This is a genomic window from Bacillus sp. BB51/4, from assembly GCF_008368845.1.
In the GTDB taxonomy this organism is placed as follows: domain Bacteria; phylum Bacillota; class Bacilli; order Bacillales; family Bacillaceae_G; genus Bacillus_A; species Bacillus_A wiedmannii.
In genome coordinates this window covers 309-6,397 of record NZ_QOSC01000039.1, presented here as the reverse complement: position 1 = coordinate 6,397, position 6,089 = coordinate 309, and the positions used below count along the sequence as shown (strand labels likewise).

The window sequence follows — 6,089 nt, the reverse complement described above, 5'->3', positions numbered from 1 at the left end:
CCAGGTGAAGAGACAGAAAAACCAGGTGGAGAAACAGAGAAGCCAGGTGAAGAGACAGAAAAACCGGGTGGAGAGACAGAAAAACCGGGTGGAGAGACAGAAAAACCAGGTGAAGAGACAGAAAAACCAGGCGAAGAAACAGAAAAGCCAGGCGAAGAAACAGAAAAACCGGGCGGAGAAACAGAGAAACCGGGCGGAGAAACAGAGAAGCCAGGTGAAGAAACAGAGAAGCCGGGTGAAGAAGTAGGAAAGCCTAACTTACCAGAAAAAGAGCAAGGCAGTTCCAATGATCAAAAACTGCCAGCTACAGGACATAATACAAATTACCTTCCATTTATAGGTGTAATTCTTGTGTTATTAGGAATGCGTTTAAGATTTATGACTAAAAATAGCTAATAGATTTATAAAAGGCAGAAGAGAAATGTCATCTCTTCTGCCTTTAAGTTTTTAAATAGAAGAAATAAGGTAAAGCCTTCTGTATTGACCTGCAAACGCCCTTCAAGTAAACTAAAGAGAGTTTGCAAATGAAAAGGTGATAATGTTGTTAATTTCAATTAAAACGCTACAAGATGATCGTTTTTTACGTCCGCTGCAAAATATTGGCGGCTTATTTTTTGAAGATAGTACGATTGGATTTGAACAAGAGGAAGCAAATCTTATCGTTGATATACACATTGAAGAGAATGTGAAAGCATCAGCTCGTTTAACAGATGTTGCTACTGGAAATGTGTATGAAGAAACATTCGCAAAAGATTTATCTGCTTTCACAGATGAAAAAGAGCGTATGAAGCAAGTGAAGCACGTTGTTTCTTATGTATATCTTTCTGTTCTTCAGCAGTTAACTGGTCTTGAACAAAGCTGGGGCATTTTAACGGGAGTTCGTCCGACGAAACTTCTTCATAAAATGCTTCAAAGTGGTATGTCAAAAGAAGAAGCACACCAAGAACTTCGTGAAAGCTATTTAATTCATGAAGAGAAAATTGAACTTCTTCAGCGTATTGTGGATTGCCAATTAGCGGTAGTTCCGGATTTATACCGTTTGAAAGAGGAAGTAAGTATTTATATCGGTATTCCATTCTGTCCAACAAAATGTGCATATTGTACATTCCCGGCGTATGCAATTAACGGACGCCAAGGCTCTGTTGATTCATTCTTAGGTGGTTTACATTATGAAGTTCGTGAAATTGGTAAGTTTTTAAAAGAAAAAGGTGTAACAGTTACGACGATTTATTACGGCGGCGGTACACCGACAAGTATTACAGCAGAAGAGATGGATATGCTGTATGAAGAAATGTATGAAGCGTTCCCAGATGTGAAAAATGTGCGTGAAGTAACAGTTGAGGCAGGTCGCCCAGATACAATTACGCCAGCAAAACTAGAAGTGTTAAATAAATGGAATATTGACCGTATTAGTATTAATCCGCAGTCATACCATCAAGAGACACTAAAAGCAATTGGGCGTCATCATACTGTAGAAGAAACAATTGAGAAGTATCACTTAGCTCGTGAAATGGGAATGAACAATATTAATATGGACTTAATTATTGGTCTTCCTGGTGAAGGGCTAGATATCTTCAAGCATACGTTAGATGAAACAGAAAAGTTAATGCCAGAATCATTAACAGTTCATACGTTATCATTTAAACGTGCTTCTGAAATGACGCAAAACAAACGTAAATATAAAGTAGCAGGTCGCGAAGAAATTACAGCGATGATGCACGAAGCAGAAGAGTGGACGCAAAAGCATAATTACGTACCATATTACCTATATCGTCAAAAGAATATTTTAGGTAACTTAGAGAACGTTGGTTATGCAATGCCGACGCAAGAAAGTATTTATAACATTGTTATTATGGAAGAAGTTCAATCGATTATCGGACTTGGCTGTGGTGCATCAAGTAAATTTGTTCATCCGAAGACAGGTGCAATTACGCACTTCGCAAATCCGAAAGATCCAAAATCATATAACGATGGCTTCGTAAAATATACAGAAGACAAACTGAAAATTTTAGAAGAGCTATTTGTATAAGAAGAAAGAGGTTGTTCCGATTTGGAATAGCCTCTTTTTTATATTGTTGTGAGTAAGTTGCTATAATTTCATTTACCAATAGACCACACTGTTTGTAAAACTATGTCGATAATAATCAGAAAAATTAGTCAAATCATTAGAGGACAATGTCTACTTATGGACGAAATGATAGATTTATGAAAGAGAAAAGGGGGAAATTGTTGGCATGTACATGACGATAGGGAGAATATTTGATTTAGCGGTTGGTAAGTATCCGAATAAAGAGGCGTTAGTAGAGCCGGAAAAAAATATTCGCTGGACATATAAACAGTGGGATGAGCAAATAAATAAAACGGCGCAAGCTCTGTTGAAAGAAGGGGTAAGAAAGGGAGATACTGTATCTGTCTACTTATATAATTGCCGTGAATTTGTAAACGTTTACTTAGCCTGTGCGAAAATTGGGGCAATCTTTAACCCGATTAACTTCCGTTTAAAAGCAAAAGAATTATCGTATATCCTTCAAGATGCAGCCTCGAAAGTAGTAGTCTTTGAAAAAGCGGTTGAATCAACTGTTGCTATTATTGAACGCGATTTTCCAAATTCGTCTTTTTGGTACGTAGAAGACGATACACCTTCCTATGCTAGTTCTTATCATGAAAAAGTGAATGTAGCATCTTCTGAGAAAATAGATATCGAAATTGATGAAATGGATTATTGTTCTATGCTGTATACGAGCGGTACGACAGGTCATCCGAAAGGCGTATTGCATCGTCATCGTGAAATGACTGAGCATAGTATGATTTGTACTTATTTCTTAAAATATAATAGAGATAGTGCCGGACTTGTTGTAGCACCTTTATATCATTGCGGCGAGTTAAATGCTGGAATCATTCCGCGTATTCAAGTTGGCGGAAAGAATGTTATTTTGCATCATTTTGATACGGATAGAGTATTACATACGATTCAAGAAGAGAAGATTACGACGTTTTTTGCAGCACCGACGATGTGGAATATGTTACTGCAAAAAGATTTAACACAGTACGATTTAACGTCGATGAAGATTGGTATATATGGTGGAGCGGCGATGGCGCCAGCATTAGTGAAGGAATGTAAAGAACGTCTTTATATTGATCTTGTACAAATTTACGGAATGACAGAAATGGGGCCAGTCGTTGCGTTTCTCGTAGAAGAAGATCAAATTACGAAAGCAGGTTCAGCAGGCACGCCATGCTTTAGTCATGAAATTCGCATTGTAAAACCAAACGATGATGCACCAGCAGAACCGGATGATGTATTGCCTCCTTATGAAGTTGGGGAGATTATTTTGCGCGGCCCAACTATGATGGCTGGTTATCATAACCGAGAAGAAGCAAATGCCAAATCGATGTATAAAGGATGGTATCACTCTGGTGATTTAGGTTACTTCGATAAAGATGGCTATTTATTCGTCGCAGATCGTGTGGATGACATGGTAATTAGTGGCGGCGTTAATATTTATCCTCGTGAAATTGAAGATTTCCTTCATAGTCATCCTGGTGTATTAGATGTTGCCGTGCTTGGTGAGCCAGATGAATTATGGGGAGAACGTGTTGTGGCAGTTGTTGTAAAGAAAGATGAAACGATTACAGAAGAGGGTTTGGAAATATATTGTAAAGAAAGTGATGAATTAGCAGATTATAAACGTCCTCGTCACTATTTATTTGTGGATGAACTGCCTCGTAATGCGAGTGGAAAATTACAAAAATTTGTCCTGAGGGAGTCGTTGAAAGGCGCAAAACAATAGGGAGTAGAGCAGTCGTCTATACAGATAAAGCTATCTTTTTTAATAAGAAAAGATAGCTTTATTTTTTTGAAAACGATTGAAAAAATGGTGTGTATCTTCTATTTAAACTCTCCTTTATTATTATATAAAAATATTTTTCAGGTGGATTGTATAGATGTTAAAATAATAAATTTAGTAAGAGTGGAATAAATTTATTATAGGAGAATTATCGCTGAAAGATAAAGAAGGTCAGTCATCAGATGACTGTATGAATAAAGTGGTCATTCAGTATATTTTGGTAGCATGAATATAGTAACAAATTAATATGTAAATGAACAGTCTTGTAATGTGTTTTTATTAGGAATAGTATTTATTGTTGGCTGCCCGAAAAAAAGTAGGAATGAACACAATATAGTGAATGAATTGTACTGTTTATTACTTTATGTTGTAGAACTAACGATGGTTTGATGCTGCAAATAATCTTTAGTCCGTACCCCCTTAGTTTAAGGGGTATTTTGGGTGGAATAGATCTCACGGCTAAAAAGTTTAACAATTAACATTGGAGGTTTTATGAGTACATATTTAAAAAGAATATCTGTAATTTGTTTTATTTTTACTGTTATCATTGGACAAGTTTTTACGCCCATCATAGGGCATGCTCAAGAATTAAACGCAACAGGATTTGTTGATAGTTTTGCATTTGAAAAGACGAAATTAAGTTATGGAGAAAAGACTACGATACATGTAAACTTTAGTGAAAAACCCGGAAAGAAGATGAAGTCTGGGGATACATTAACGTTAGCACTTCCTCCAGAATTAAAAGGTTATAGTGGCACAATTGCGTTAAAGGATGAGGCAGGGCGTGTTTTTGGCACGTGCCAAATTAATGCAAATAATGTAGTTTGTACATTTAATGATACGGTAGAGAAGCTTGAGAATATTAGAGGGAACTTTAATTTCACTGTTCAAGGTACGAATGTTGAAGCAGGAAAGACGAAAGATGTACAAACGAATTTAGGGACAGATTTAGAAAAACAAACGGTAAGTATTACGCATCCAAAAGGAGAGGGTACAGAACCGGGTATCTTTTTCTATAAGTCTGGTGATATTCAGCCAGACAAAAGTAATGAAGTGCGTTGGTTTTTAAATATAAATTTAAAGAAACAATATTTACATGACAATATTGTTTTAAAAGATACGTTACAAGAAGGACAAACGCTAAATAAAGATAGTTTTACTATTACTATCAATAATAAAGAGTATTTGTCTCTTAAACAATTTCAAGACCGAGGTTATGGATACATTAAGCTTACAAGTGATAACTCATTTGAAGTTGTAATTTATAGACATATGGCGAACGCTACGTCGTTTACTATTTTCTATACATCAACGATTACTGATAGCGGGAAAAAGTTGAAACATCTACAGAATGACTACAAGCTTGATTATCAAATTTTATATGAGAAACCTATTTCTGAATCTAATAGTGTAAAGGTTGAAAATATATCGTTTGGCGGCGGGACTGAAGGGGTTTTACCTGCGAAAGGAACGTTGCAGATTGTTAAACATATTGAAGGAGACGAGAATAAGTTTATTCCAGGTGTTTCTTTTAAATTGTTTACAGAGTCAGGTCAGCAAATTGGTGATTCCTATACAACAAATCAAGACGGAATAGTTGAAGCGCCAAACCTTGCTCCAGGTAATTATTACGTACAAGAAATTTCTGCCCCGAACTATGTAGAGTTTGATTCACAAGCAAAAACTCCTTTTACAATTAAGAAGGATGCTACAAACGGAATAAAACTTATGGTTCCAAATAAGTTGAAAACTATATCTGTTGCAGGAACGAAAACGTGGGAAGGCGACAAAGTAAACGATCGCCCAAAAACGATTAAAGTAGATTTACTACAAAATGGTAAAGTCATTACAACGAAAGAAGTTACGGCAGCAAATGATTGGAAATATGAGTTTGGAAAGTTACCAGCAGTTGATAATGCCGGAAAAGCTTATACGTATGAAGTGAAAGAACAACCAGTATCAGGATATCAATCGAAAGTTAACGGATATGATATTACAAATATAAAAATCCACGAAGTAACAGAAGTAGAAGAACAAGGTAAAGAAGAATTGATAGAAGAACTGGAAGCTCCAACTACCCCAGAAACACCAAATGTAACAGAAGAGCCGAAAGAGTTAGAGAAGCCAGAAGTTACGGAGAAGCCGGAAATTCATGTAAAACCAGAAGAAGAGCAAGTTGAAGAAGAGACAATAGAAGAAATAAAAGAAGAAAAACCGGAAACACCAAAAGTGACAGAAGAG

Annotated in this window: 4 protein-coding genes; all 4 read left to right on the top strand. The window is 36.3% G+C overall.

Annotated features, from left to right (window positions below; translation table 11 throughout):
• Positions 1-396 (top strand): LPXTG cell wall anchor domain-containing protein (locus tag DN392_RS30035; RefSeq protein WP_149238252.1); only part of this gene is annotated, 396 nt, incomplete at its 5' end.
• Between the two features lie 142 nt (positions 397-538).
• Positions 539-2,029 (top strand): coproporphyrinogen III oxidase, encoded by a 1,491-nt coding sequence (locus tag DN392_RS30030; protein ID WP_002007015.1) that lies wholly within the window; start codon positions 539-541, stop codon positions 2,027-2,029.
• A 205-nt stretch (positions 2,030-2,234) separates the two neighbouring features.
• Positions 2,235-3,791, top strand: coding sequence for a fatty acid--CoA ligase (locus DN392_RS30025; protein WP_088091194.1), 1,557 nt, complete (start codon positions 2,235-2,237; stop codon positions 3,789-3,791).
• A 549-nt stretch (positions 3,792-4,340) separates the two neighbouring features.
• The coding region (locus tag DN392_RS30020) for a Cna B-type domain-containing protein (RefSeq protein ID WP_255448118.1) at positions 4,341-6,089 on the top strand (1,749 nt) is incomplete at its 3' end.